Source organism: Acetivibrio ethanolgignens (assembly GCF_001461035.1).
GTDB lineage: Bacteria > Bacillota > Clostridia > Lachnospirales > Lachnospiraceae > Velocimicrobium > Velocimicrobium ethanolgignens.
Map to the genome: position 1 here is coordinate 1 of NZ_LNAM01000196.1, position 1,691 is coordinate 1,691.

Consider the following 1,691-nt stretch of genomic DNA (forward strand, 5'->3'; position numbering starts at 1 on the left):
CCTGAATCCGTGAAGTTCAATGCAAGTCAACCTATTAAAAGCCAGTATTTTCTAATGTTCAAGGTGTTTTTACAAGTTCTTCCGCTTTCACCTATTGGGTGAATGAATTTCATGGTATACTTACTCTATCAATTACTAATGAAGGAGTTCCTTACCATGAACAACAATCGGAGATTTACCCTGAATACAAACCAAAATATTATTGTCGAATTTACAGATGAGCGTATTATCCCTGCCAGCGGACTTGCTGTTGTCGGTGCACTTCTTGGAAAAAGTGATTTTGCTAAAAAACTAAACCGTATGGACGTAACCAAAAATCGTTCCCAGCATCAGATCAAAAACGGGGACATTATTCTCACTTATATTGGTATGCTCTGCATGGGAAAACCATACTTTGAGGCAGTCCACGAGATGGATGATGATAAAGCATTTTATCAGGCAGCACTTGGTATTACCCGGAGCATTCCCTCCGAAGAAACTCTTCGTCAGCGCATGGATGATATTGGTGACAGTCTTCGTGAAACCATTTTGAATGAAAATGTTGAGCTGTTGATTTCCAATAAGATTCAGCCAACTGCTCTGCCGAATGGATTTGTACCCGTAGATATTGATGTCACGCCGATGGATAACTCCAAGTCAAAAAAAGAGGGTGTTTCCCGCACATATAAAGGCTTTGATGGATATGCACCTATGATGGCTTACCTTGGAACGGAAGGTTATGCCATTAACTTTGAACTTCGTGAGGGAAAGCAGCATTGCCAGAATGGAATGGTAGAATTCCTGCTGGAAACCATTCGCCTCTGTAAAAGACTTACGGATCAGCCATTACTGGTTCGCTTGGATTCCGGAAATGATTCCATTGACAATGTTGCGGTTCTGATTGACGCAGGCTGCTATTTCATCATCAAACGCAATCTTCGTCGGGAAAGCAAAGATGGATGGTTTGACATGGCCAAACAGTACTGTAAAAACATCACAACACCCAGAGAAGGAAAAACCGTATATGTCGGAAGTGACTGGAAAGATGTACACAGTAAGCAGTTTGAAAAAGAGTTTACTCTGCGTACCGGATACGAAATCACTGAGCGCACCGTGGATAAATACGGTCAAATCCTTCTAATTCCAGAGATAGAAGTGGAAACCTGGTGGACAAATCTAGGGGTAACAGATGACGAAATCATTAAGCTGTATCATGGCCATGGGGAATGTGAACAGTTCCATAGCGAGATTAAAACAGATATGGATCTGGAGCGTCTTCCATCCGGTAAATTTGCAACAAATGCATTGGTACTGGAATTGGGATTAATTGCCTACAACATCCTCAGAATGATTGGGCAGGGCACAATCGGAGGTCGGGCACCCCGTCAAAAACGGAATGTCAAGCGCCGGAGACTCCACACCGTAATCAGCAATCTGATCATGATGGCGAGTCATGTCACTACACATGCACGTCAATTGGTTCTCGGACTTGGAAAAAGCAATGTATGGCGTCATCTTTTCGCAGATTACTGTGAAAGCAGTGTCGCTATGTATTGAAATCACTAGCAAGTTCATATAAGAGCTTTATTTTGTGTACCCATTTTTTCAAAAATCCTGATCAAAATGACATCTAACTGGGGAAATTGAAAAAATACCGTTGTTAATAACAAAAGTAATGGTCAATCAGTTCCATTTTAGGAGTTGGTTGTAAA

The 1,691-nt window shown here is 41.6% G+C and carries 1 protein-coding gene; it reads left to right on the top strand.

Annotated elements, in window-relative coordinates:
- The first annotated feature begins 156 nt into the window (after window positions 1-156).
- Window positions 157-1,536 (top strand): IS1380 family transposase, encoded by a 1,380-nt coding sequence (locus ASU35_RS15300; RefSeq protein ID WP_058353851.1) that lies wholly within the window; start codon window positions 157-159, stop codon window positions 1,534-1,536.
- Window positions 1,537-1,691 lie beyond the last annotated feature (155 nt).

What these genes read in the sequence shown, in the direction of transcription:
- ASU35_RS15300 (WP_058353851.1), top strand. Translation starts at nt 157, where the DNA reads ATGAACAACAATCGGAGATTTACCCTGAATACAAACCAAAATATTATT.